General features: G+C 67.4%; 23 protein-coding genes and 1 tRNA gene. 15 read left to right on the forward strand and 9 right to left on the reverse strand.

What is annotated here, in order from left to right:
* The 3 genes from GXY47_06635 to GXY47_06645 form a co-directional block, all read right to left on the reverse strand.
* Positions 1-953, reverse strand: a 953-nt coding sequence (locus tag GXY47_06635) for a flotillin family protein (GenBank protein ID NLV30819.1), incomplete at its 3' end; no start/stop codon positions are given.
* A gap of 35 nt (positions 954-988) precedes the next feature.
* Positions 989-1645, reverse strand: a complete 657-nt coding sequence (locus tag GXY47_06640) for a hypothetical protein (protein NLV30820.1) — start codon at positions 1643-1645, stop codon at positions 989-991.
* A gap of 261 nt (positions 1646-1906) precedes the next feature.
* Positions 1907-2461 (reverse strand): DUF2007 domain-containing protein, encoded by a 555-nt coding sequence (locus tag GXY47_06645; protein NLV30821.1) that lies wholly within the window; start codon positions 2459-2461, stop codon positions 1907-1909.
* 189 nt (positions 2462-2650) lie between these two features.
* On the opposite strand from GXY47_06645, the gene GXY47_06650 reads away from it, so the two are divergent.
* Positions 2651-3100: a hypothetical protein gene (locus GXY47_06650; protein ID NLV30822.1), complete on the forward strand. Its 450-nt coding sequence runs from the start codon at positions 2651-2653 to the stop codon at positions 3098-3100.
* Positions 3101-3211: 111 nt separating this feature from the next.
* Here GXY47_06650 and GXY47_06655 read toward each other — a convergent pair.
* A tRNA-Phe gene (locus GXY47_06655) sits at positions 3212-3287 on the reverse strand.
* 186 nt (positions 3288-3473) lie between these two features.
* Between GXY47_06655 and GXY47_06660 the strand changes: the two genes are divergently transcribed.
* Together GXY47_06660 and GXY47_06665 are read left to right on the forward strand one after the other, a co-directional pair.
* The gene (locus GXY47_06660; GenBank protein ID NLV30823.1) at positions 3474-3869 is read left to right on the forward strand and encodes a nucleotidyltransferase domain-containing protein; all 396 of its coding nucleotides are present in this window, start codon (positions 3474-3476) and stop codon (positions 3867-3869) included.
* A complete protein-coding gene (locus GXY47_06665) occupies positions 3862-4287 on the forward strand; it encodes a DUF86 domain-containing protein (GenBank protein ID NLV30824.1) in 426 nt (141 codons plus the stop codon). The genes GXY47_06660 and GXY47_06665 overlap by 8 nt, the downstream gene beginning before the upstream one ends.
* Before the next feature lie 13 nt (positions 4288-4300).
* Here GXY47_06665 and GXY47_06670 read toward each other — a convergent pair whose 3' ends face one another.
* Together GXY47_06670 and GXY47_06675 are read right to left on the reverse strand one after the other, a co-directional pair.
* Positions 4301-5194, reverse strand: a complete 894-nt coding sequence (locus tag GXY47_06670; GenBank protein NLV30825.1) for a DUF72 domain-containing protein — start codon at positions 5192-5194, stop codon at positions 4301-4303.
* Positions 5195-5210: 16 nt separating this feature from the next.
* Positions 5211-5984, reverse strand: a complete 774-nt coding sequence (locus GXY47_06675; GenBank protein ID NLV30826.1) for an SAM-dependent chlorinase/fluorinase — start codon at positions 5982-5984, stop codon at positions 5211-5213.
* A 57-nt stretch (positions 5985-6041) separates the two neighbouring features.
* Between GXY47_06675 and GXY47_06680 the strand changes: the two genes are divergently transcribed.
* From GXY47_06680 to GXY47_06695, 4 genes are all read left to right on the forward strand, one after another.
* Positions 6042-7202 carry a cysteine desulfurase gene (locus tag GXY47_06680; protein NLV30827.1) on the forward strand — a complete coding sequence of 387 codons (1161 nt, stop codon included), beginning with the start codon at positions 6042-6044 and terminating at the stop codon, positions 7200-7202.
* Positions 7203-7354: 152 nt separating this feature from the next.
* On the forward strand, positions 7355-8476 hold the full coding sequence (locus GXY47_06685) for a ribonuclease D (GenBank protein ID NLV30828.1): 1122 nt from the start codon (positions 7355-7357) through the stop codon (positions 8474-8476).
* 21 nt (positions 8477-8497) lie between these two features.
* Complete coding sequence (locus GXY47_06690; protein ID NLV30829.1) at positions 8498-9514, forward strand: HAMP domain-containing histidine kinase; 1017 nt, start codon at positions 8498-8500, stop codon at positions 9512-9514.
* A gap of 1 nt (position 9515) precedes the next feature.
* Positions 9516-10223, forward strand: a complete 708-nt coding sequence (locus GXY47_06695) for a response regulator transcription factor (protein NLV30830.1) — start codon at positions 9516-9518, stop codon at positions 10221-10223.
* Here the strand turns inward: GXY47_06695 and GXY47_06700 are convergent.
* Both GXY47_06700 and GXY47_06705 read right to left on the reverse strand, forming a co-directional pair.
* Entirely contained in the window at positions 10205-10927 is a 723-nt protein-coding gene (locus GXY47_06700) for a glycosyltransferase (GenBank protein NLV30831.1), read from the reverse strand. The genes GXY47_06695 and GXY47_06700 overlap by 19 nt on opposite strands.
* A 100-nt stretch (positions 10928-11027) precedes the next feature.
* Positions 11028-11585 carry a porin family protein gene (locus GXY47_06705; GenBank protein NLV30832.1) on the reverse strand — a complete coding sequence of 186 codons (558 nt, stop codon included), beginning with the start codon at positions 11583-11585 and terminating at the stop codon, positions 11028-11030.
* Between the two features lie 133 nt (positions 11586-11718).
* Between GXY47_06705 and GXY47_06710 the strand changes: the two genes are divergently transcribed.
* From GXY47_06710 to GXY47_06740, 7 genes are all read left to right on the forward strand, one after another.
* The gene (locus GXY47_06710) at positions 11719-13053 is read left to right on the forward strand and encodes a methylenetetrahydrofolate--tRNA-(uracil(54)-C(5))-methyltransferase (FADH(2)-oxidizing) TrmFO (GenBank protein NLV30833.1); all 1335 of its coding nucleotides are present in this window, start codon (positions 11719-11721) and stop codon (positions 13051-13053) included.
* A gap of 11 nt (positions 13054-13064) precedes the next feature.
* On the forward strand, positions 13065-14024 hold the full coding sequence (xerC, locus tag GXY47_06715; protein ID NLV30834.1) for a tyrosine recombinase XerC: 960 nt from the start codon (positions 13065-13067) through the stop codon (positions 14022-14024).
* A gap of 13 nt (positions 14025-14037) precedes the next feature.
* Positions 14038-16650, forward strand: coding sequence for a DNA polymerase I (gene polA / locus GXY47_06720; GenBank protein NLV30835.1), 2613 nt, complete (start codon positions 14038-14040; stop codon positions 16648-16650).
* Between the two features lie 156 nt (positions 16651-16806).
* A complete protein-coding gene (locus GXY47_06725; protein NLV30836.1) occupies positions 16807-17451 on the forward strand; it encodes a sigma-70 family RNA polymerase sigma factor in 645 nt (214 codons plus the stop codon).
* Between the two features lie 9 nt (positions 17452-17460).
* Complete coding sequence (locus GXY47_06730; protein ID NLV30837.1) at positions 17461-18267, forward strand: hypothetical protein; 807 nt, start codon at positions 17461-17463, stop codon at positions 18265-18267.
* Positions 18268-18272: 5 nt separating this feature from the next.
* On the forward strand, positions 18273-19619 hold the full coding sequence (locus GXY47_06735; GenBank protein NLV30838.1) for a PDZ domain-containing protein: 1347 nt from the start codon (positions 18273-18275) through the stop codon (positions 19617-19619).
* A 59-nt stretch (positions 19620-19678) separates the two neighbouring features.
* A complete protein-coding gene (locus tag GXY47_06740) occupies positions 19679-21064 on the forward strand; it encodes a M48 family metalloprotease (protein ID NLV30839.1) in 1386 nt (461 codons plus the stop codon).
* Between the two features lie 42 nt (positions 21065-21106).
* Here the strand turns inward: GXY47_06740 and GXY47_06745 are convergent, their stop codons facing one another.
* Entirely contained in the window at positions 21107-23158 is a 2052-nt protein-coding gene (locus tag GXY47_06745) for a hypothetical protein (GenBank protein ID NLV30840.1), read from the reverse strand.
* Positions 23159-23218: 60 nt separating this feature from the next.
* Between GXY47_06745 and GXY47_06750 the strand changes: the two genes are divergently transcribed.
* Positions 23219-23923 (forward strand): TIGR02206 family membrane protein, encoded by a 705-nt coding sequence (locus GXY47_06750; protein ID NLV30841.1) that lies wholly within the window; start codon positions 23219-23221, stop codon positions 23921-23923.
* Positions 23924-24031 lie beyond the last annotated feature (108 nt).

Below are 24031 nucleotides of genomic sequence, written 5' to 3' on the forward strand. Positions count from 1 at the left end.
ATCTCCTTCTGCACCACCTCCTCGGCGTTGAGCCGCTCCTGCTCGGCCAGGTACTGGGCTTTCTGGATCTCCACCTCGGCCCGGCGCCTGGCGACCTCCCCCTTCTGCAGGGCGGCGGCCTGTTTCGACACCAGTTCGGCCTCGTAGCCGGCGATGTTGGCCTTGGCCACGTTTTCCCCCATGACGGCCTGGGCCTCCTGCTCCTGGACGAACACGCGCCGGTCGGCCTCGGCCTTCTTCTGCCCCTTGACCGATTCCGCCATGTTCTCGGCCACGCGGATCTCCTTGTCGCGCACCGCCTGGGATTCCCCCATGGCCCCCGACTTGTCCTGCTCCGCCACGTCCACCTTCGCCCGGTTGATGGCCTCGGACGCCGCCTTCTTCCCGATCGAGACGATGTAGGCGGATTCGTCGGTGATGTCGGTGATGTTGACGTTGATCAGGTAGAGGCCGATCTTGTTCAGCTCCGGCTCCACGTTCTTCCGGATCGCCTCCAGGAACGACTCGCGGTCCTGGTTGATCTGCTCGATGGTGAGCGACGCCACCGTCAGACGCAGCTGCCCGAAGATGATCTCCTTCGCCATCGCCTCGATCTGCGGGGGCATGAGATTGAGCAGCCGCTCGGCCGCGTTGGTCATGATCGCGGGATCGGTGCTGATTCCGACCGTGAAGGTGCTCGGCACGTTGATCCGGATGTTCTGCAGCGACAGGGCGTTCTGCAGGTCGATCTGGATCGTCATCGGGGTGAGGCTGAGGTAGCGGTAGTCCTGCACCAGCGGCAGCACCAGCACGCCGCCGCCGTGGATGCAGCGGGCACTCTGCCCGGCGCCCACCTTGCCGTAGATGACCAGGATCTTGTCGGACGGGCAGCGCTTGTAGCGCCCCGCCAGGTAGAGGAGGAAGAACACGAGCAGGAAGGCTGCGGCGATCGATGCTACGATCCAGTAAGGCATGGGTGTCTCCTTTTGCGAAAAGTACGGCGGAACGGCTAGGAAAGGCGCTTCACGACGAGGGTGGAACCCTCGAGCCCGGTGACCTCGACGTGAGCGTCATTGGGGATCTCGCTCCCGTCGGCGCTCCGGGCGTCGCACACCCGGAGCCGCCCCTGGAACGCCACCTCCACCTGCCCCTTGGCGCCGGCCCGGATGCGGAGGTAGACGCGGCCGGTCCCGCCCACGGCGTTTCTCATATCGATGGTGCCCGAGGACTGCATGCCGATGAAGAAGCGGAAGAGCCTGGCCACCACCAGCATGCCGAGAAAGCCCGCGGCCGTGGCCGTGAGCACCGAGATCCCGCCGCCGAGGCCGCTCCCCCTGCTCATGGCGAGCCCCACGAGCCCGAACAGCATGAAGAAGGCCGTCAGCCCCTGGAAGGAGAGGAGCTTGAAGCCCAGGTCGGAGCTCGGGTGGTGCCCGTCGGCCGAGAGGTCCGCGTCCCCCCCCAGCGTCCCGTCCCCGATGTGCCCCCCCGCGTCCGCGCCCACGTCGGTTCCGGCGTCGCCGCCCCCCAAGGATAAAAGCACCAGCTGGATGAGGAAGAACACGCTGCCCACGGCGGCGCACACGAAAAAGGTCTGTTCCAGTCGAGTGAGAGTCTGAACCCATTCCACCATGATGTGCCCCCAGCGGTCGAGAAGTTGAGGCATTCTGTCACTTTTGCCCCGGCGAAGCAAATCCGAAATCTTAAGGTCCTGTTTTCATCCATTGTACCCGCGGGGAGGGGGATTTATTCAAATCCGGATCGGATGGAAATCCCCGCCGCGGGATCGCGGCGACGGCACCGATGGACGCCCCATGAGGGGTCAACCGCGGCACGCCGCTTCTTCCGCGTCGCCGTCGTGCCAAAGACAGATCGCATTCTTCGCGGGCTGTAGCATGTCACCCCTCCATTGACCTCGGGCAGGAGTTCAGGCGTCTTCCTCCGGGTCGGGGGCGGGTTCCGTCGGCGCATCGAAGCCTTCGAGCAGGGCGCGCGCGCGTTCGGCCTCGAGCGGATGAACCAAAAACTCGGCCGGCCCGGTCAGGATGTTGAACCCGCCGAGCCGCCCGGCGCCGAAGAGATCGGGAAGACGGTCTCCCCGCAGGAGATACTCGATCCCTTCCCCTTCCAGCAGTGACTTCGCGATCGCGATGAGACCCGCGTCCGCGGTGCGCAGCACCGACTCGAGCGTCACCTCCGGTTCGAGCGGCGCGCCGCCTTCCGGGGCTCCGAGCACGTGCAGGATTTCCGGGGGGAACGGTTCTCCGCACCGGGAGCACCCGTCCAGCGAATGGCCGCGGGCGATCCAGCTTCCGCAGCGGGAACACGCCCCGATCGGGGGCTCCGGCGGCTCCAGCCCGCGGCGCGCCAGCTCCACGCGAATGACGCGTTCGGCGTCTTCCGTATACTCGGAATACTTCTTCGCGGCCTCGAGAAGCTCCTCATCGCTCCGGCCGGCCCAGATTCCTTCCGCATTCTCCATAAACCGCCTCCACTCAGGCGAATGGTCTGCCCGGCGCGTGAAACGCAAGCATAGGTGCATTGAACAATATGATGATAACATGGGCTTCAGCACGATCCGGGGTTTTCGGGATCTGCCTGCCGGTACGCCTGCTCAAAACGGCCCCGATGCGCGCGGTCGGGTGCCCAAACTCTTCGCGGGAGGTGGAACATGCATGGCGGTCGCTTTGCGGTTGTTCTGCTGGCCCTGGTGGGCCTGGCGTCGCCTGACCCGGGGGTGGCCGGGGAGCGGACGATCACCAGGCAGAACCAGGCGGAGCAGGAGTGCCGCCTGACGGTGGATACGGAAGTCCGGCGGGATGCGGAACGGGGGGTGGACTGGGTCAAGTTCCGCGTCACCATTCCGAAGGATGACAGGAGGCTGGAGCGGCTGTTCAGCACCCGATTCATCCTCGGGACGAACGGGGCCGTTTGGCCGTGGCGCGTGATCGTCCCCATCAGGCCGGCGGAAACCGAAGACGGGGGGAAGACGTTCGAGGTCTCGGTACACAGAAGCGAGGTGCGCGACGCTTTCGTCGAATTCAACTGCTTCTGGCCCGACCCGCTCATCGATCGACGGGGCCCACCTGGTCCTCGAGACCTACCTTCCCGACACGGATGAAGCGGGTGATTGAGGAGCTGCGCACGCCGGCAGGAAAGGGACGGGCATGGGTATTGTGCGGGGACGAGGACACCGGAAGGGGGCTTGCCATCCGAAGCTGGAGGCGAAGGATGGTGCCGGGGGGCGGAATTGAACCGTCGACACACGGATTTTCAGTCCGTTGCTCTACCGACTGAGCTACCCCGGCATACCCTGCTGCTCAGGTGCTGAAATAAAGCGGAGGTTTTTATACCATTTGAAACGGGAAAAATCTACACCGATATTGGGGCGTCAGGCCGACGCCCCTCTGCTGGGGCGCAAGCCGTGAAAAATCAACGACATATTTGGATTCTGCGTATAGACTTGCCGGGCAGGATTCCTCTAAAATGGTGGAATGATGGAAATTCTCGAACCGATCAGATCCGTGCTTCGGAACCACCCTGAGGTCAAACTCTGCATCGTTTTCGGGTCGGTGGCGACGGGCAGGGCCTCGGCCGGCAGTGATCTGGATATTGCGGTAGCCGGGGACCGGGCGTTGTCCGAGGAGCAATATCTGAATCTCTGCGACGCTCTTTCGTCCGCAACCCCTAGGATGGTGGACCTTCTTGACCTCATGACGGCAAACGGGGAAATCCTCAAGCAGGCATTATCCAAGGGGGTGTTGGTTCAGAATCTCGATAAAGGCCTGTATGCGCGGCTGATCATCCGCATGCTTTACAACCAGGCGGATATGATGCCATACCACTACCGCATATTGCGGGAACGGAGGGAGCGGTTCCTCAATGGATGAGAAAGTAGTCATGGCCAAATTGGAATCGTTGCGAAGATGCGTTGAGCGCTTGGGCGACAAGACACCGGCTTCCGTGGAACTGCTGCTTGAGGACAACGACCTGCAAGACATCATCTGCCTTAATCTCGAGCGTGCCGTGCAGACCTGTGTCGATATCGCTTCGCATATTCTTGCTGGCGAGGATGTGCCAGCGCCTGCGAGCATGGCCGAGTGTTTTGAGGATCTCTGCAGATTGGGCATGATCTCGCCTGGGATCGCCACGCGTATGCGGAAAGCGGTGGGATTTCGGAACATCGCCGTTCATTCCTATCAGGAGATCAACTGGAAGGTGGTGTATTCCATCATCACCACCAGGCTTGATGATTTCGTCGACTACTCCAGGGCGGTGTCCAAGGCAGCCGGTCTCATCCGGGGATAGGTTCCGGTACAGGCTAGGTTTCCCGGAAGCGGCCGGGGTAGGCGGCCTTGAGGAGCGGGGGGACGGCGGGCGCGGCGCCGCCCAGTTCCTCCACGATTTCCAGGGCGTTGACCAGGGCCTGGCCGCGGAAGTGGTTGTTGGTCACGGCGTAGGTCTCCTCGGTGGTCTGCCCGATCTTGCGGATGCTCCCGGAGAGCTGGCGGACCTCCTCGCGGCTGTAGAGGTAGTTGTAGCGCGCGTCGCGCCCGGCCCCTTCGCGGAACCAGTCGGCGTAGTTGCGCCCGTGCAGACGGATGTAGCCCGGCGGCGCGGTGACGCGGTCGTCGGGGCGGAGCGACTGGCCGATCACGGGCTGGTCGATGTTGCAGAACCCCACGTTGTGAATCCGCAGGAAATCGTAGAAGGAGTCGGTGTCCCAGCCGGCGTGCCGGACCTCGACCACGAGCGGGAAGTCGGCGAGGCGACGGAAGACCCGGTCGAGGTACTCCACGTTTTCTGGGGTGTGGCGGAAGCTCCAGGGGAACTGGACGAGGAGGGCGCCCAGGATCCCCGCTTCCGCGAGCGGGGCCAGGCTCCGGCGGACGGCGTCGCAGTCGGCCTCGAGGGCCGCGGGCTCCTCCGGCCGGCGCTGGTGCGAAATCCGCTGCCAGGCCTTGGCCGTGAAGCGGAAATTCCGGTTGTGCGCCACGCGCCGGGCCCACGAGGCCGCGTCCCGGGGGCGGGGGGGGGCGTAGAAGGAGCTGTTGATCTCGATCATGTCGACGTAGTCGGCCAGGAAGGCGAGCGGGTCGACCCCTTTCCCGTAGACGATGTTTTCCCAGTCTTTGTAATTCCACCCCGCCGGCCCCACCCGCAGCGGGGTAGAGCGCCGGGGGGGAGCGAAGAGGGAGTCCTGGGTCGGGGCCATGGCCGGCTGCCGCCCGCTACTGAAGGATGACGCCGATGGGGAAGCCGGGCTTCATGTTGAGCCGCTCCGCGGCGGAGCCGTTCCTGACGGCGATTTCGAGATACCCGGTCGATCCGGCCACGATGAAGAATTCCCCCGCCGCCCCCTCGCCGTAGGTGGCGCACCTGCGGGTGATCTCCTGCTTGCCCGCCATGATCCGGAAGGCGCGAGGCACGTCCTCCGGCCGGAGGTTGGTGACGAGGTTCCCGAAATGGTCCACGGCCAGCACAACGCCCTGGATCAGCGCGTCCTGCACCCGCTTGATGGCCGGCAGCGGCAACTTCACCGGGTCCGGCAGGGCGGGCCCGAGCTGGGGGAGCGGGATCCCGCGGCTGATCCAGGCCGCGATCGGGGCGAAGATGTCCCGGCCCTGGAAGGTGGCGGAAACCGGCTTGCGGTAGTAATGCTCGGCGGTGATTTCGAACGCGGCCGAATCTTCAGCGGCGGAGAAGACATGGCTCAGGATGCCGTTGTCGGGGGCGACGAAGAAATGGCCCCCGGCCGAAGCGGCCAGGGCCTTGCGCGGTCCCCCCACGCCGGGGTCGACGACGGCGAGGTGGACGGTGCCGGGCGGATAGAGGTGCCAGGTCTGGCCGAGGGTGAAGGAGGCGGAAAAGACGTCCTGGGGGGGGATCTCGTGGCTGATGTCCACGAAGGTGAGTTCGGGGTTGAGCCCCAGCATGACCCCTTTCATGGACGCCACGAAGTGGTCCCGCAGTCCGAAGTCGCTGAGCAGTGTGACAATCGCCATGAAGCCTCCCTTGGATTCGGTCCTGTCGGATCCGGTGCTGTGCTATTCTAAGCCAATATGAAGGAAAGAATCTATCTCGATAACAGCGCGACGACGCCCCTGGACCCCGCGGTGCTGGAGGCGATGCTCCCGGCGCTGGGCGGCATTTTCGGGAACGCCAGCTCCATCCACCTCTTCGGCCAGGAGGCGCGCGCCGTGGTGGAGGAGGCGCGCCGAGCGGTGGCGGACCTCGTCGGCGCCGACACCCGGGAAGTGGTCTTTACCTCCGGCGGGACCGAATCGGACAACTGGGCGCTCTGGGGGACTCTGTGGGGGGGACGGCGCCCCGGCGGCCACATCGTCACGACCCGGATCGAGCACCCGGCGGTGCTCGCCACATGCGAGGCCATGGAAAGGCGGGGGGTGGAGGTCACCCGGGTCCCCGTGGACGCCTCGGGCCGGGTGGACCCCGGCGCCGTCGCCGACGCCGTCCGGGAGGGGACCATCCTGATCTCGGTGATGCACTCCAACAACGAGACCGGGGTCGTCCAGCCGGTCGCGGAGATCGCCGAGATCGCCCGGAAGCGGGGGGTGCCGCTGCACACCGACGCGGTGCAGTCGGCCGGGAAGGTCCCGGTCGACGTCCGGGAACTCGGGGTCGATCTGCTTTCCCTCTCCGCGCACAAGATCCACGGGCCGAAGGGGGTGGGCGCCCTCTGGATCCGGAAGGGGACACCGATCGCCCCGTTTCTTACGGGCGGGGCGCAGGAGCGCAAGCGCCGGGCAGGGACGGAGAACGTCCCGGCGGTCGCGGGCTTCGGCGCCGCCGCGCGCCTGGCGGCCGAGCGGCTCCCCGAGATGGGGGGAAGGGTGGCGGTCCTGCGCGACCGTTTCGAGCGGGGGGCGCTCAAGCGTATCCCCGGGGGGAGCGTCAACGGCCGGGGGCCGCGCCTTCCCAATATCACGAATCTGTCCTTCGAGCGCCTGGAGGGGGAGGCGGCGGTGATCGCGCTCGATCTCGAGGGGGTGGCCGCGTCCACCGGGTCGGCCTGCTCCTCCGGGTCGCTCGAGCCCTCGCACGTGCTCCGGGGGATGGGGCTCCGGCCCGAGGTGGTCCAGGGTTCCCTCCGCTTCAGCCTCAGCCGGCAGAATACGGAAGAGGAAATCGACCGGGCGCTCGACATCCTCGGGAAGGTCGTGGAGAGGCTGCGGACGCTTTCCCGGGGTTCCCGCGGTTAGGCGGCCCCGGGCGCCGGCCCAATTGCTCATTCCCATAGGGCGTCCCGTTCTGGTAGAGTGTGGGCGCTATGAATGTTCCGTCAGTTGATGAACCGACCCCCCACACCCCGCCCCCGTACACTCTGGTGTCCACTTCAGGGGACTTCCAGGCCATGATGGAGAGGGTGCGCTCCGCCCCCCGCCTGGCCATCGACATGGAGGCCGACAGCCTCTACCACTACTTCGAGAAGGTGTGCCTGATCCAGATCTCCTCGGACCGGGATACTTTCATCCTCGATCCGCTGGCGCTCGATGAGATCGCGCAACTGGGCCCCATCATCGCCGACCCGGGGGTGGAGAAGGTGTTCCACGCCTCGGGGTACGACACCTTCTGCCTCCGGCGCGATTACGGCTTCGCGTTCGCCAATCTCTTCGACACCCATATCGCCGCGCAGCTCGCGGGGTACGAGTTCCTCGGCCTGGGCGCCCTGATGGAGAGGATCCTGGGGATTTACCACTCCAAGCGGAGGCAGCGCGACGACTGGTCGCGGCGCCCGTTGGTGGACGAGCAACTCGAGTACGCGGCCATGGACACCCACCACCTCCTCCGGCTGCGCGACGTCCTCGAGGAGGAGCTGAAGGGGATGGGGCGCCTCGGGTGGGCGCAGGAGGAGTTCGCGGCCGCCGCCGCCAACGAGAAGCCCGAAAAGGAATTCGACACCGAGGCGTTTCGCCGGATCAAGGGGTATCGCGACCTCCAGCCGCGGGAGCAGGTGGCCCTGCGCGCGCTCTTCCTGCTGCGCGACGATGCCGCGCGCCGGCTCGACGTCCCCGCGTTCAAGGTGATCAACAACTCCGTGCTGGTGGACCTGGCGCGCCGTCCGCCCAAAGCCGCGCAGGAACTGTTCGGCCGCCCCGGAGTCTCCTACCGGGTCGCCCGCCGCTTCGGGCCGGCCATCATCGACACCCTGGCCGCCGCGCGTGAACAGGCTCCTTCCATTCTGGCGCTTCCCCCGCGTATCGGAGGCAAGCCCCCCAGCCGCGCCGCCAAACAGCGTTTCGAACGGCTCAAGCAGTGGCGGGTCGGGAAGGCGGCGGAGCTCAAGCTGAACGTGGGGGTCGTTTTTCCCGCCAACCTGCTGGAGGCCCTGGCCGCGGAGCCTCCCGCCGACCTGGACGCGTTTCGCGGCATTCCCGGAATGCGGCAGTGGCGCGTCACCGAGTTCGGCGCCGATATCCTCCGCGTGCTCCACGAAGGGAACGGGGAGCCGGCGACCTTGGTTGCGCCGGAATAGACCCCCGAAGGCAGGGCGGCCATGATCACGAATATCCGCCTGAAGACCCGCTGGCTCTATCACCCCGTCACCGTCTTCCTGTTGCTGCAGGCCCTCTGGGTCCTGGTGATGGTGGTCTGGATCCGGTGGTACATCGAGAGGAACGCCCAGCTGCGCGAGATGGCGGAGCGGCTCCGGACCCAGATGGAGGTCGAGGGGATGGGGTGGGGGCCGATGCTCGAGGGGGCCCTGCTCCTCACGCTGATCCTCGCCGGCGCGACCGTGATCTTCATCTTCTGGATCAAGCAGCGCCGGCTCAACGAGATGCAGCGCGCGTTCGTATCCAACGTCACCCACGAGCTCAAGTCCCCCGTCGCCTCCATCCAACTGGCGCTCGAAACGCTCGCCCTCAGGGAAATGCCCGAGGAGAAGAAGCGGGAGTATATCGCCATGATGCTGGGGGACACCGAGCGGCTGACGACCCTGATCGACCGGATCCTGGGGGCGGCGCGGATCGGGAAAAGGCCGGGCCGCTATCGGATGGAGCCGGTCAGCATCCGGCGCTTCATCGAGGATCTCCTGGAGGAGGACCGCCACCTGTACGAGAAGGAGGGGCGCAGGATAGAGTTCGACAAGGGGCGCGACGTGCACGCGGTCATCGACCGGTCGGCCATGCGCGTGGTCCTCGGCAACCTGCTGGAGAACGCCGCCCGCTACTCCCCTCCCGATGCCCGGGTCCGGATCCGGGTGCACCGGGAAATGCGCAGCTGCCGCATCGACGTCGTCGACGGGGGGAACGGGATCCCGGGCAAGGATCTCAAAAACGTGTTCAAGATGTTCTGGCGCGGCTCGGAGGAGGAGACGCGGCACCCGCGCGGGACCGGGCTCGGCCTCTACATCGTGCGCAATATCGTCAAGAACCACGGCGGCGGGGTCTGGGCCTCGAGCCCCGGCATCGGCCGCGGGGCCACCTTCAGCGTGCGCCTCCCGCGGGTCCGGAAATACTGGAGCCTGACGGCGCGGCGCCCCCGCGGACCGGGAGCGGAGGACGAGGTCTGACATGACGAAAAAGGAGCGCGCTCCCCGGATCCTGCTGGTGGAAGACGAGGTGCACATCGCCCGGCCGCTCGAATTCAACCTCGAGCAGGAGGGGTACGAGGTGAGCGCCACCGGAAGCGGGCGCGAGGCGCTCGCCCGGTACGAGCGCCGGCCGTTCGACCTGATCATCCTGGACATCATGCTAGAGGACCTGGACGGGTTCGAGGTCGCGCGCCGGATCCGGCAGAGCGATCCGAAGGTCCCCGTGATCATGCTCACCGCGCGGGCGGCGCCCGAGGACCGGGTCCGCGGGCTGGAACTGCGCGCCGACGACTATGTGGTCAAGCCCTTTCACCTGCGCGAACTGCTGCTGCGCGTCAGGCGGATGCTGGAGCGCGCCGCGTGGTACGACGGCGAGGGGGGCACGGCGCTGAAGACGACCGTGGGGGACTGGCCGGTGGATCTCGAGGAGCTCCGCGGGGAGGGGCCGCGGGGAGGGGTTCAGCTGACGGCGCTCGAGGCCCGGCTGCTCCGGACGCTGATCTCGGCCCCCAACCGGGTGTTCTCGCGCCGCGAGCTGCTCGAAAAGGTGTGGGACTATCATTCCGGGGTGGAGACCCGCACCGTTGACAACTTCATCGTCCGGTTGCGCAAGCATTTCGAGGAGGAGCCGGAGCAGCCGCGCCATTTCGTCAGCCTGCGCGGCCGGGGTTATAAGTACGTCCCCTGATTCCGGCCGCGGCGCGACGCCCCCTGCGGCGCCGGGTCGGCGTGGTGCAGAACGTAGGTGTCGAGCGCCAGGCCGAGGACATAGCCCGCCCGGCGCAGGCGGCGGCAGTAGCCGTCGCCGCCGCCGGTGCCGTCGGCCAGCGGGCCGACGGCGTCGAGGGTGCGCCGCTTGAGGAGGACGCAGAAGAAGTCGAGGGGGCCTTCGACCAGGATCCCGGCCCGGTGGAAATGGTACTTCAGGATACGGTTGCGCTCGTGAAGGTCTTCCGTCCTGAAGACGGGGATCTGCCGGGCCAACCGCTTGCGCACGCGGTCCACCCCCTGCCGGTCGTCGGCGCCGGAACCGAGGGGGGCGACGGCCCCGATGCGCGGGTGGGTTTCAAGGAAGGCCAGGAGGTTCCCGAGCCACCCCGCGGAGACCTCCACGCCGCCCTGCATCAGCACGACGTTGGGGTTGCGCCCGGACTCGATCCCCTGGTCGGCCGCGCCGCTCCAGCCGCGGTCGCGGCGGTTGCGGATGACGGTGATGTCCCGGGTGTAGATCTTGTCGAGGTCGGCGGTCTCGTCCCCGGAGGCGTTGTCTACGACGAAGAGATGAAACGGAAGATCGGTGTGGCGGTAGACGGCCTCGAGCAGGCTGCGGGTCGAGCGGTAGCGGTTGCATACCGGTATGATGATGTCCGTCCCGTTCTCTTCCGTACCCATGTCGCCGCCCCGCCGATGCGTTGATTCGCTTTCGGAATACATATCGGCCGGGGGGCCGAAACCTGAATGTTTTTGCCCTCCTTTGTCGGGCCGCGCCCGGCTACCGGCCCAGCCGGAACACGACCCCGGCCGAGAAACGGAAGTTGTTCTGGCGTTCGTCCGGGAAGCCCCCGACGTCATAGCGCGTCATGAGGTAATCCACCTGGAAAGGGCGTACCGCCAGGTGCCGGCTGACGGGGAGGTCGAGCCCCGCGCCGACCACGGCGGCCAGGGCGGAATCGGACCGGCTCACCCCGTACTCTTCGGTGGAGGCGATATTGGCCCCGATCAGGAAATGGGCGAAGGGTTCGACCCTCGGCCCGCGCAGGGTTATTTTCGGTCCCGCGAGCACCGAGTGCGACCGGATATGGACCCCGTCGATCGGAACGCCGGACCAGGCCGGCCTCCCGTAATGCCCGCTGAAGTCCCCCTCGATGCCGAACCACTCGGTCAGGTTGCCCGTCACCGAGGCGTTCCACCCGTTCAGGTTGAACCCTTCCGGGTTGGCCCGGAAATAGGAATAACCCCCGAATATTTCCACCGCCGGGACTTCCGGCTGCGCCCAGGCGGCCAGCGGGGCCAGGAGCGTCCATGCGGCCAGGATGATGGTTTTCTTCATGATGCCCTCCGGCGGATCGGTTGACGGATCGGGGCCCCGGCGGGACCCGTAATCGATTGGATTCCCCAAGGCGCGGCAGGGTTCACCGGGGCGCGCTATTGTTCCCCGGCCCCTCATAAACTAGAATCTGCTGATGGAAACGAGAGTTACGGTCATAGGCGGGGGCCTGGCGGGGGCCGAGGCGGCGTGGCAGGCCGCGCGGCGCGGGATCGCGGTGCGCCTGGTGGAGATGCGGCCGGAGGTCATGACCCCCGCCCACTCGACCGGGCGGCTGGGGGAGCTCGTCTGCAGCAACTCGCTCAAATCGGACGCGCCCGGGACGGCCCCCCACCTGCTCAAGGAGGAGCTGCGGCGTCTCGACAGCCTGCTGCTGCGGGTGGCGGACGAGGTGAGGATCCCCGCCGGGCACGCCCTGGCCGTCGACCGGGAGGCGTTCAGCCTGCGGCTGACGGAGGAGATCACGGCCACGGGCAATATCGAGCTGGTCCGGGAGGAGGTCCGGGAACTCCCCGGGGACGGCATCGTCGTGGTGGCCAGCGGCCCCCTGACCTCCGATCCCCTGGCGGAATCGATCGCGCGCTTCGCCGGGAGCCGGAACCTCTGTTTTTATGACGCCATTTCCCCCATCGTGGACGCGGCCACCCTGGACCGCGCGCGCCTCTCGGCCGCCTCCCGCTACGGCAAGGGGGGGGAGGACTACCTCAACGCCTTCCTGTCCAGGGAGGAGTACCTCGGCTTTTACGAGGCCCTGGTCGGGGCCGTATCCGCCCCCCTGCGCTCCTTCGAGGAGGCGTGTTTTTTCGAGGGGTGCCTCCCGATCGAGGAACTGGCCCGGCGCGGGGTGGACACGCTCCGCTACGGACCCATGAAGCCGGTGGGGCTCGTGGACCCGCGCACGGGACGCAGGCCTTACGCCGCCGTGCAGATGCGGCTGGAAAACCTCATGGCCGACAGCTACAACCTGGTGGGGTTCCAGAACCACCTGAAATTCCCCGAGCAGCGACGGGTATTCCGGATGATCCCCGGGCTCGAACGGGCGGAGTTCCTCCGCTTCGGCCAGATCCACCGCAATTCCTACATCAACGCCCCCCGGCTGCTCCACCCGACGCTGCAGAGCAAAGAGAGGCCGGGGCTCATTTTTGCGGGGCAGCTGTGCGGCGTGGAGGGGTATATTGAATCGATCGCCACGGGGCTTCTGGCCGGGATCAACGCGGCCCGGCTGGCCCGGGGGCTGGGGTGCGTCACCCCGCCGCCGGCGACCGCCTGCGGCAGCCTGGTCCGTTACCTGGCCTTCGGGGACGGGGAGCGCTTCCAGCCGGCCAACATCACCTTCGGCCTGCTCCGGGATTCCGGGGCGGATTCCGACATCCGCGACCGGAAGGAGCGCCGCCTGCGGCAGGTCGAGCGGGCGCTTGCCGGGATGGACCGGTGGATCACGGCATTATCCGACGGGGCCGCCGCCAACTGAACGAGGACCTCATGGCCGAAACCCTGGCTTCCTGGATCGGACACTATCTCGAGTACCTGCGCGTCCAGAAGAACGCCTCCCCGCACACCCTGCGCAACTACGCCTCGGACCTCATGCAGTTCCACGCCTGGCTGACGACCTCCCCGGCGGGGGATCCCCGTCCGGCCCCGGAACCGGACGAGATCGACAACCTCACCGTGCGCGAGTTCCTGGGCGTCCTCTACGAAAAGCGGAACCGGAAATCGTCCGTGGCGCGGAAGCTGGCGGCGCTGCGCTCCTTCATGAAATTCCTGACCGCGCGGGGGGTGGTCCGGGCCAACGCGGCCCGGGCCGTCGCCTCCCCGAAGCAGGAAACCCGGCTTCCGGGCTACCTCGGCGTCGATGCGGCCCGGGCCCTGGTGGAAGCGCCCGATGCGTCGACCGATGCGGGCCGGCGGGACCGGGCGATTCTGGAACTGCTCTACAGTTCCGGGTTGCGTGCGGGCGAACTGGTCGGGCTGGACCTGGGCGACCTCAGCCTCGAAGAAGGGCTGGTCCAGGTCCTCGGGAAAGGGGAGAAGGAGCGCATCGTCCCTTTCGGCTCGGCCGCGGCCGCAGCGCTGCAGTCCTACCTGGAGGTGCGCCCGCGCCTGTTCCGGCCGCGCGCCTCCGCGCCGCGCGGAAGGGAGGCGGTGTTCCTCAACCTGCGCGGCGGCCGGCTGAGCAGCCGGAGCGTCGGGAACATCGTGGACCGCTACGTCGCCCAACTCGCGGAGAGGCTGAAGGTGCACCCCCACACGCTCCGCCACACCTTCGCCACCCACATGCTCAATGCGGGCGCCGACCTGCGCGCGATCCAGGAGATGCTGGGGCACAGCAGCCTCTCCACCACCCAGAAGTACACCCACGTTTCGGTCGAGCAGCTCGTCCGGGTCTACCGGGACTGCCACCCCAGGGCCGGAAAGAAGGGGAGCGGCAACACCACAGCATAGGAGAGGGAATCCCATGAGCCCCAAGCGATTTTTCCTGGTCGACGGCATGTCCCACATCTACCGGGCCTATTACGCCATCCGCGGCCTCGGAAACTCCAGGGGGATCCCGACCAACGCCGTATACGGTTTCACCTCGATGCTGCGCAAGCTCGTCGAGGAGCAGAAACCGGACTACATCGGCGTCGCCTTCGACCTGGAGGGGCCGACCGTGCGCCACGAGCGGTACGGGGAGTACAAGGCCACGCGCAAGCCGATGCCGCCGGACCTCGTGGAGCAGATCCCCTATATCCGCAGGGTGTGCGAGGCGTTCCACATCCCCGTGATCGGGTTCCAGGGGTACGAAGCCGACGACGTGATCGGCACCCTGGCGCGGCAGGCCGCGGAGCGCGACCTCGAGTCGGTGATCGTGACGAGCGACAAGGACATGCTGCAGCTGGTCAGCGACCGGGTCGTCGTCTTCGACGCGATGAAAGACCGCTTTCTCGGGCCGCCCGAGGTGGAGGAGAAGCTGGGGGTCCGCCCGGAGCAGGTGCCGGACCTGCTGGGCCTCTGGGGGGACGCTTCGGACAACGTTCCCGGGGCGCCCGGGATCGGGGAGAAGGGGGCGCGGGAGCTGATCCGGGATTTCGGCAGTATCGAGAACCTGCTCAGGAACAGGGACCGGGTGAAAAAGAAGGCGCACCAGGCGAGCCTCAGGGACCACGAGGAGCAGATCCTCATGAGCCGGGAACTGGTCACCATCCACCTCGATCTCCCGATCGAGCTCGACCTCGAGTCGCTGGCGCTGCGGCCGCCCGACCGCGAGGCCGCCTTCGCCCTCTTTTCCGAGCTGGAGTTCAAGTCGCTCATGGAGGAATTCCTCGACGAGGAGGGGGCGAGGCCGCTCGCGGGGGCGTGGCTCGATGCCTCCGGGGCCGGCGCGTTCCTGGAATCGATGCGGAGGCACCGGACCCTCTTCGTCGAGCAGAACGTCGCGGGCGGAGCGACGGTCACCGCGGTCGCCGTCCAGGGCGGGAAGGAGGACGCCGTACTCCTCGACCTCGAGGACCCGGGCCAGGCCGCCCTCTGGCGCGAACTGGCCGAAACCCCGTCGACCAGGCTGGTCTGCTGGGATTCCAAGCCCTTCCTCTCCCTGCAGGAAAAGGCGGGGGTCCGCCCCGGGACCCCCCCGGTCGACGTCATGCTGATGGCGTTTCTCACCTCACCCAACAGCGGCGATTACGCCCTGAAGCGATGGGCCCTGGACCGGCTGCACCTGGCCCTCGGGGAGGAAAAGGGGCCGCGGCAGGGGTCGCTCCTGCCCGAGGAACCGGGTGAGCTCGCCGGAATCCTCTGCCGGCGGCTGGACGCCGTGCGCCGCCTTTACGAGGCCCTCGACCCGGAGCTCGACCGGCTGGGGCTGCGCAGGCTGTACGAGGAGATCGACCTGCCGCTCGTGCCGGTGCTCGTCGAGATGGAGCGCACGGGGATCAGGGTGGACCGTGAAACGCTCAGGAAGATGTCGTCCGAAATGGAGCAGCGTTTGTCCGGGCTGACCGCCAGGATCCACGAGGCGGCCGGGGTGGAGTTCAACATCAACTCCCCCAAGCAAATGGGGGAGGTCCTGTTCGAGAAGCTCCACCTGCCGAGTTTGAAGAAGACCCGGAAGACCGGCGGCTACAGCACCGACCAGGGGGTGCTGGAGGAACTGGCCGAGACCTACGACATCCCCCGCCTGATCCTCGAATACCGCCAGGTGTCCAAGCTCAAGTCCACCTACGTCGATGCGATCCCGGTCCTGATCCACCCCCGGACGGGGCGCGTCCATACCTCCTTCAACCAGACAGGGGCCGCGACGGGACGGCTTTCGAGCTCCGACCCGAACCTGCAGAACATCCCGGTCCGGACCGAAATGGGGCGCCTGATCCGGGGCGCCTTCGTCGCGGAACCGGGGAACCTGCTGATTTCGGCCGACTACTCGCAGGTGGAGCTGCGGGTCCTGGCGCATCTTTCCGGCGACGAAGTCCTGGTCTCCGCCTTCCGGGCCGGGGAGGACATCCACGACCGGACGGCGCGCGAGGTCTTCACGGCGGAACAGCTCGAGAACCGCGCGGAGTGCCGCCGGCGCGCCAAGGCGATCAATTTCGGCATCGTCTACGGCCAGTCCGCCTTCGGCCTCGCCAAGGGGCTCGGCATATCCCGGGAGGAAGCGCAGGAGTTCATCGACGCCTACTTCCGCCGCTACAGCGGGGTGCGCGCCTGGCTCGACCGGACCGTGGAGGAGGCCAGGGAGCAGGGGGTGGTCCGGACGATCTACGGCCGCATCCGCCCGGTTCCCGAAATGAGGAGCAAGGATCACAACGTGCGCAACTTCGGCGAGCGGATCGCCGTCAACAGCCCCATCCAGGGGACGGCGGCCGACATCGTCAAGATCGCCATGATCCGCGTACACCGGGCGCTCGCCGGGCGCGGGGAGAGGGTCCGGATCCTGCTGCAGGTGCACGACGAGCTGGTGCTGGAGGCTCCGGAGGCGGAAGCGGACGAGGTGGGCCGGCTGGTGCGCGGGGAGATGGAGGGGGCGGCCGAACTCGCCGTCCCCCTCAAGGTCGACCTTCGCGCGGCTGACAACTGGATGGATATGAAATGACCCCCGGGACGACGGAAAAAGGGGGAAAATTCGGGAACCCGAGGGGCATGGTATCGTGTATGTACGATGGGTATAGGAGACGTGCGGCCGTGGCAACGGGTATCGCGGGGACGGACGGTCCCGGCGGGACTACCGCGGCCGCCTGGAGGTTAACGATTGACTTCTCAATCCCGGGAAGAAGCCATCAAGATCGATAATTGGGAATTAGCGAGCCAGGGAGGCCCCGTCACCGACAACAGTCTGGTCAGGGACTTCATTGCCGGCAACGACGCCGCCTTCACCGAGCTGGTGGGCCGCTACAAGGATTCGATCACCAATTACGTCAACATGATGGTCGGGGATTACGACATCGCCGTCGACCTGTCCCAGGAGACGTTCCTGCGGGTGTACCAGAACATCCACCGCTACAGCAACCTCTACCAGTTCTCCACCTGGATCTACCGGATCGCGACCAACCTCGCCATCGACGAGATGCGCTACCGCAAGAGGCGCGGGCAGGTGTTCTACCGCAACGTCTGGGGCAGCCGGCAGGCGGAGGATGCGGACGGCCCGGAATTCGAACTCCGGGACACCCGGCGCAGTCCGCGGGACGAAGTCCTGCGCAAGGAGAGCGGACAGGTCCTCGAGGAGGCCATCCGCTCGCTGCCGAAGAAATACCGGACAGCCTTCGTGATGAAGGAAGTCCAGGAACTGCCGTACGAGGAGATCGCGAAGATCTTGAAATGCTCGCCCGGGACCATCAAGTCGAGGCTCCACCGGGCGAGGGAACTGCTGCAGCGCAAGCTGGAGCATTACGTATAACGGATGGCCATGAACTGTCGCACGTTTCACCGGAACCTGGAAGATTACCTCGAAGGGGGGCTCGATTTCCCCGGCCGCTTCGGCATGGAGCGGCACGCCGGGGAGTGCATCCGTTGCGGAAGGGCGCTGGCCGACGCCCGGCGTCTCGGGCGCATGGCGGCCGGGCTCGCCCGGGTGAGGGCGCCCGAAGGCTTCGAGGCGGCCCTTTGCGGGAAGATCGCCGCGCGGAAATCGCGCGGCTTCCTCTCCCGGCTGCGCGCAGTCGGGACTTATGGATTCGAACTCCCCTCCGCGCGCACCCTGGCCCTGGCGGCATCCGGCGTGCTCGCCCTGGGCCTCGGCGCCTTTTATGCGTTCCATCCCGCTTCGGGCCCCGGCTCCCGGCCCGCCGTGACGGCGGAACGGGACCGGCCGGAAACTCCGAAGGCGGATCCGGTTCGGGTGGAACAGGTCCGGACCGAACCGATGCAGGCCCCGGCGATCCAGGTCGAAGCCCTTCGTGTCGCAGCGGTTCCGGCCGTGGAAAGGAAGTTGCCGGCAGCCCTCCCGGAGAGCGCGGCGGTCCGGGAGCCCGTCGCGGAGTCGGTCGCGCCGCCTCCCGATCCGGCCGCAGCGGTCCCGGCGGAGCTCGCCTCCTCCCCTCGGACGCTGCAGGTGCGCTTTCCGCGGGACCGGCACTATCCCGGAATGGAGGTCGTGGATTACCTGCTGGTGGGGCCCGAGAGCAACGCGCTGCCCGACCGGTTGCCCCGGAAGCTCTATGTGAAGTACGGGCAGGCTTCCGAGGAGTATTTCATCCGCAACGTGAGTCACTGAACGCCATGAGCCGAGTCCTCCATGCCAGCTTCAGCCTGTGCGCCCGAGCGCTCCTTTCGGGCGTCCTCCTCGCCGGGGTCTGCCTCGGGCTGGAGGGATACCCGGAGGAAGCCGCCGGGGCAGGCGGCCTGGTGCGGGTGAACATCATCAGCGAGATGCCGGGCGCCAAGGGGATGTTCCTGCTCAACGGGCAGATCCTCGAGGATTACAGCCCCATCATCGTCCGCGACTTCCCTTCCACGGGGGTGGTGATCGACCGGGAGGGGCACATCCTGGCCTTCCTGGGCTATCGCTGGGTCGATGTCCAGGCGCACGAAGCCAGGATCGAAATCACGACCGGCGACGGGGGGAAGTGGCAGGGGAAACTGATCGGTGTCGACCAGAGCAACGGCGCCGCCGTAGTCCGCCTCCTGAGGGGCCGGCTCCGGGAGACCCCCGTCTGCCGGGACTGCCAGGTGCAGGACGGGGCGGTGATCATGGCCCCGGAGGCCGGGGGAGCGGGCCGATCGGGTTTCCGGGAGGCCCGGGTCCTTTCGGTGGGGACCGGTCCCGGCCTGCCGGCCGGGGGCAACTGGATGCTCCGGATGAACCTCCCCGCCCCCGACATCAGCCAGCCGATCCTGACCCGGGACCGCCGCGTGCTGGGATTCGTGGCCGACCGGGACCCGCTGGGGATGGAAATGATCGTGTACCCCATCTCCCCGCTCCTGGCTTCCGCCGAAAAGATCATCGCCACGGGAGGGGACATTCGGGCCGGATGGCTGGGCCTCTATCTGGAGGATGCGCCCGGGGGGGTCCTCGTCGAGGAACTGGACCCCGAAAGCCCGGCGCTGGAAGCGGGGGTGCGCCCGCGCGACCGCCTCGTCCGCTACAACGACCTTGCAATCCGGGACGTCCGGCAGTTCATCCAGCTGGTCCAGGATTCCGCCGTCGGCTCCCGGGTGAAACTCGGGATCGTGCGCGGGGGGAAACCGGTGGAGCTCGCCGCGAGGGTGGGGGTGCGCAAGCCGCAGCAGTTCCGGCGCCAGGTGTCCCTGAACCTTCCCAAACCCGCCATCGGGCTGGACACCGTCGTGATGACGCCCGACCTGGCCGACGCCATGCGGATGCCGGGGCAGACGGGACTCCTGGTCGTCGACGTGGTGAAGGAGACGCCGGCCGAAAGGGCGGGGGTCCTCGCCGGCGACGTGGTCGTCGCCATGGACGGGCAGCCGATTTTCGACGCCGCCAGTTTCGCCACCTACTGGCAGACCCACGGGCTGGGGGAGCGGCTGGTCCTGAGCGTGCTCCGCAAGGGGGCCGAACGCACCATCACCGTCGAGGTCCGGCCCGGTACCCGCCGTACGCCGTAAAATCTCCTGTTACCATTTCCGGCCGATTCCGCTACCCTTTTCTCAAGGGAGGTATGGCCATGAACCGCAATTTCAGATCCGCTGCATGCAAGCCTGTCTTTGTCGTCGCTCTCACCCTCGTTCTTTCAGGCGCCGCCTTCGGGCAGAGGACGGCGCTCAAGCCGGGATGGAACCTCTTCTCGCCCGCGCAGGACGTCGAACTCGGGCGGCAGGTGGCCCAGGACGCCGAACGGCAGTTGCCGATGCTGAACCAGCGCCGGGTGGACGACTATCTCGACCGGCTCGGCAGGCGCCTGGCCGGTTACGCGCCGGGGGAGAAGTACCCCTACCAGTTCAAATGCGTCAACGACGCGAGCATCAACGCCTTCGCCCTCCCCGGGGGCTTCCTTTACATCCACCGCGGCCTCATCGAGGCCGCGGACAACGAGGCGGAACTGGCCGGGGTGATCGGGCACGAGATCGGCCATGTCGCCCTGCGCCACGGGACCAACCAGGCCAGCAAGCAGCAGCTCTACCAGGCGCCGCTCGCCATCTTCGGCGGCATCATGGGGAACGACTCCATGGCGGGAGCCCTGGCGCAGATCGGAGGCGCCTTCGCGGTCAATTCGATCCTGCTCAAGTACTCGCGCGACGACGAGCGGGAGGCGGACCTCATCGGCTCGCAGATCCTTTACGACGCCGGGTACGATCCGCGCGCCATGGCCACATTTTTCGAAAAGCTGGAGACGGGGAACCGGGGGACCGATTTCTTCAGCAGCCACCCCAATCCCGACAACCGGATCCGGGGGATCCAGCAGGAGATCTCGCGCCTGGGCCCGCTCCCCGCGCGGGCGGCGGTCGATTCGAGGGATTTTCAGAACATCAGGCGGCTGCTGAGATCGCTCCCCGCGGCCCCCAAGACCGCCGCCGGGCAGCCGGCTCCTTCGGGGCAGCCTTCCCCGTCGGGAAGAGTGGAGCGGCCCGAGCGCCCTTCCAGCCGGCTGAGGAGCTACGACAGCGGCTACGTCCGGCTGCAGCACCCGGAGAACTGGCGCGTCTACGGGGAGGAGCGTGATTTCGCCCTGGCGCCCGACGGCGGCATCGTGACGGTGGGCAGCGAGGGGGCGCTGGCCTACGGGGGGATGATGGCGGTGTATGAGCCGGTTTCCCGGCGCGGCGCTCAGGTGAGCCTCCGGAACGCCACCGATCAGCTCGTCGAGGGGTTGCGGCGCTCCAACCCCGGGATGCGCCTCATGCGCGACCGGGGGCAGATCCGCATCGACGGCCAGGTGGCCCTTTCGATGGAATTCGTGAACGGCTCCCCGTCCGGGGGGCAGGAGACCGACTGGCTGGTTACGGTGCTCCGCCCCGAGGGGCTGGTCTACTTCATCTTCGTCGCCCCGGAGGAGGAGTACGCCTCCTACCGCAACATGTTCCAGCGGATCGTCCAGTCGATCCGCTTCTAGGGTCTCCTGCGGGCCGGCTCTCGGGCCGGCCCGCGGGCAGGTCTAGAGCGTCCGGTCCACACTCAGCTTCTCAATCAGCTCCATGAGACGCCGCTCGGCCGCTGCGCGTTCGGCTTCCAGCTTCTCCCTTTCCCCCTTCATGGCCGCGATCCGGTTCTCCTGGCCGTCGAGCTGGCGGATGTAGCGCAGGCGCAGGGCGGCTTCGTCGGGGCCCTGGCCGAGGCGCTCGAGGTTTTGCCGCACCCGCTCCTGGTCCCTGAAGATGTCGTCCTGCTCCTTTTCCAGCGCCGCGATCCTCCGCCCCAGTCCGGCGATTTCCGCCTGGAGCGCGGCGATGGCGCCGAGCTGCCGCTCGGTCTCGGGGTCGATGGAGCGGTCCCGGACCCAGACGGCGACCTGGTCGGCCGTGACCGAGGAGAGGGCGAACACCGACTCGATGGGCGACTCCTCCTCCACCACGAAGGTGGCGGTGCTCTTCGGCGCCGCCGCCACCTTGAAGCGGTAGAAGTTCGCGCTCGTTTCGGCCGGTTTGGCCCCGACCAGGGTCCAGCCCGCCCGCACCGGGTGCTCCAGGACCACCGAGCGGGCCGCGTCGTTGTTGTTCCGGATCCGGTAGGTCTTCTTCTCGGCCATTTTGGCGACGAGGCGCATCGTCCCCTGCCGGATCACCACCCGCTCCACGCGCCGGCGCTCGCTCGCCTGGGCGGTCGAGACGACGGTTCCCAGGTCCACGGCGTAATCGAGCAGCCGATCTTCCCCCGGCTGGATCGTCTCGAACAGTCCTTCCCCGGCGAAGGCGTTCCCGTCGATCAGGGTCACGGGCCCCCCGTCGAGCGTCAGCCCGCTCGAATTGCGGAGCCAGAACGCCAGGCGCGGGTGCGATTCGCCTGCGCTCTCCCGGAACACCGAGACCTTCTCCCCCTCGAGGTCGGACTGGAGAATGGGGAGGAGGGCCGATTCGTTGCGCCGGATGGTCACCGGGGTGCGCAGCCGGTATTCGAACTGGTCTCCCACCGCCCCCGCCTGGGCCGCGGGCGCGGCCTGGCGCCGAATCGCTTCGGAGATCCGCGCCGGGGCCGGCGGCGGGGCGGCCGCCATTACCCTGCCGGCGATTCCCCCGGCCATCGATTTCAGCGCGCGGTCTTCGTAAGCCTCCCGGGGCGCCGCTTCCTCATCCAATTCCATCGTGGCTTCATAGGTCTGCGGCCGGACCTGGACCCCCTGGGCCACGGAGACCACCGGCCTGTGCCCGTACACCGGCTGCGCGAGGTCCTGGATGAAGCTGACGGGGGCCCCGGCGACCAGGGCGAGGGAGACGCCGGTCCAGTCCATGGGGGTGGTGTTGTCCACGATGGCCCACCCCTGCAGGAGCGGCTTTTTCCCCGGATCGATAACGATGCGGTAGGTCGTCTTCCAGATGGGGGCCTCGGAGGTATAGCCGATGTAGAGTTCGCGCTCCCCGCTCCCCGCGGTGCCGATGCGGAGCGTGCGGATATCGCGCCGGTGGCCGCCCGCGAGGACCTCCAGCTGGCGCCCCAGATCGCCCGCCAGCGCGGCGTCGGTGATCCGGAGCGCCCCGGCCGATTCCAGTTCGACCAGCCGGACCTGGCCGTCGGCCGTGAGGAGGCTGAGGAGGATTTCCTGGACCGTCTCCCCGTTCCCCGCCGTCCGGGTCCTCGTTTCCGCCCCCATCAGCCTGCCGGCCACGGGGCCTGAGGGGGTGCGGATCTCGACCGCGGCGCCCCGCACCTGGTTGAGGAAGGGGACGAGGCCGGGATGGGAGCCGAGGTCGATCGGCATCTCCGCGAGCCGCTTTTCGAGCGGGGCGGCCGAATCGTAGTGGACGCCCGTGACCCGGCCGCCTCCCAGGTCGAGGACCGTGAGCGATTTGAGCACGTCGTTCAACTGGGCGCCGGGCAGGGTGATTTCCACGGTCTGATCCCCGCTCACCGGTCCCCGGTGCTCGAAAAATCCCATCCCGTTCTTGTAGAGCTCGACGTTGCGTACCGGCAGCGGCACGGGTTCCTCCCCGCGCAGGGAAGGGAGGCAGAGGGCGACGACGGTGGCGAAAAACAGGGCGCGTTTTCTGGTCATGGTTTCGGTCTCCTGGAACACAATATAGCACTCACGGTCCCGATCCGATATCCTTCTGTCATGACCTCCTCCGCCGCGGATTCCTTCGCCTTCGAACCCTTCTCGGCCCCGCACCTGGCGGCGCTCGCCGTCGTCGCGCTCGCGGGGGCGCTGGCATTCCACCTCGGGCGCACCCTCGGCCCGTCGGGACGGAAGGCTGCGGGAAGGCTGCTCGCCCTGCTGATTCTGGGCTACGGGGGGGCCGTCTACACCCGCCAGGCCCTGGCCTGGGGCCTGGGCTGGGCCTGGTCCCTCCCGCTCGACCTGTGCAACCTTACCCTCATCGTGTGCGTCGCGGCGCTCTGGCGCCCGCGGCCGCTGCTGATCGAATACGCCTATTACCTGGGGATCGGAGGGGGGGTGCAGGCGCTCGCGACCCCCGATCTCGCGGGAGGGGGGTGGGACTTCGTCCTCTTCTTCTGGGGGCACGGGGTGGTGCTGGCGGCCGTGCTCTTCCTGGTCTCCGGGCCCGCGTTCGCGATGCGCCCGGGCGCGGTCGGGCGCATGATGCTGGGGATCAACCTCTATGCGCTGGCCGTCGGGGCCCTCAACGCGGCGGCGGGGTGGAACTACGGCTACCTCTGCCGCAAGCCGGCGGCGCCGTCGCTGCTGGACCACCTGGGGCCCTGGCCCTGGTACCTGGCGGCCCTGGAGGGGATCGCGCTCGCCACCTTCCTGGTCCTGGACCTCCCCTGGCGCCTGCGGCGCCCGTTGACTCATAATTAAATGTTACCGAAGCGGGCCTCAGTGGATCGTTGACCACATATGGTCTGCTTATAGCAGGATTGGAAGATATTTTTAAGCTTTCTCTCGATGAATTCTCTGAGTGTGAAT

The organism is Acidobacteriota bacterium (genome assembly GCA_012729555.1).
Classification (GTDB): domain Bacteria; phylum Acidobacteriota; class UBA6911; order UBA6911; family UBA6911; genus UBA6911.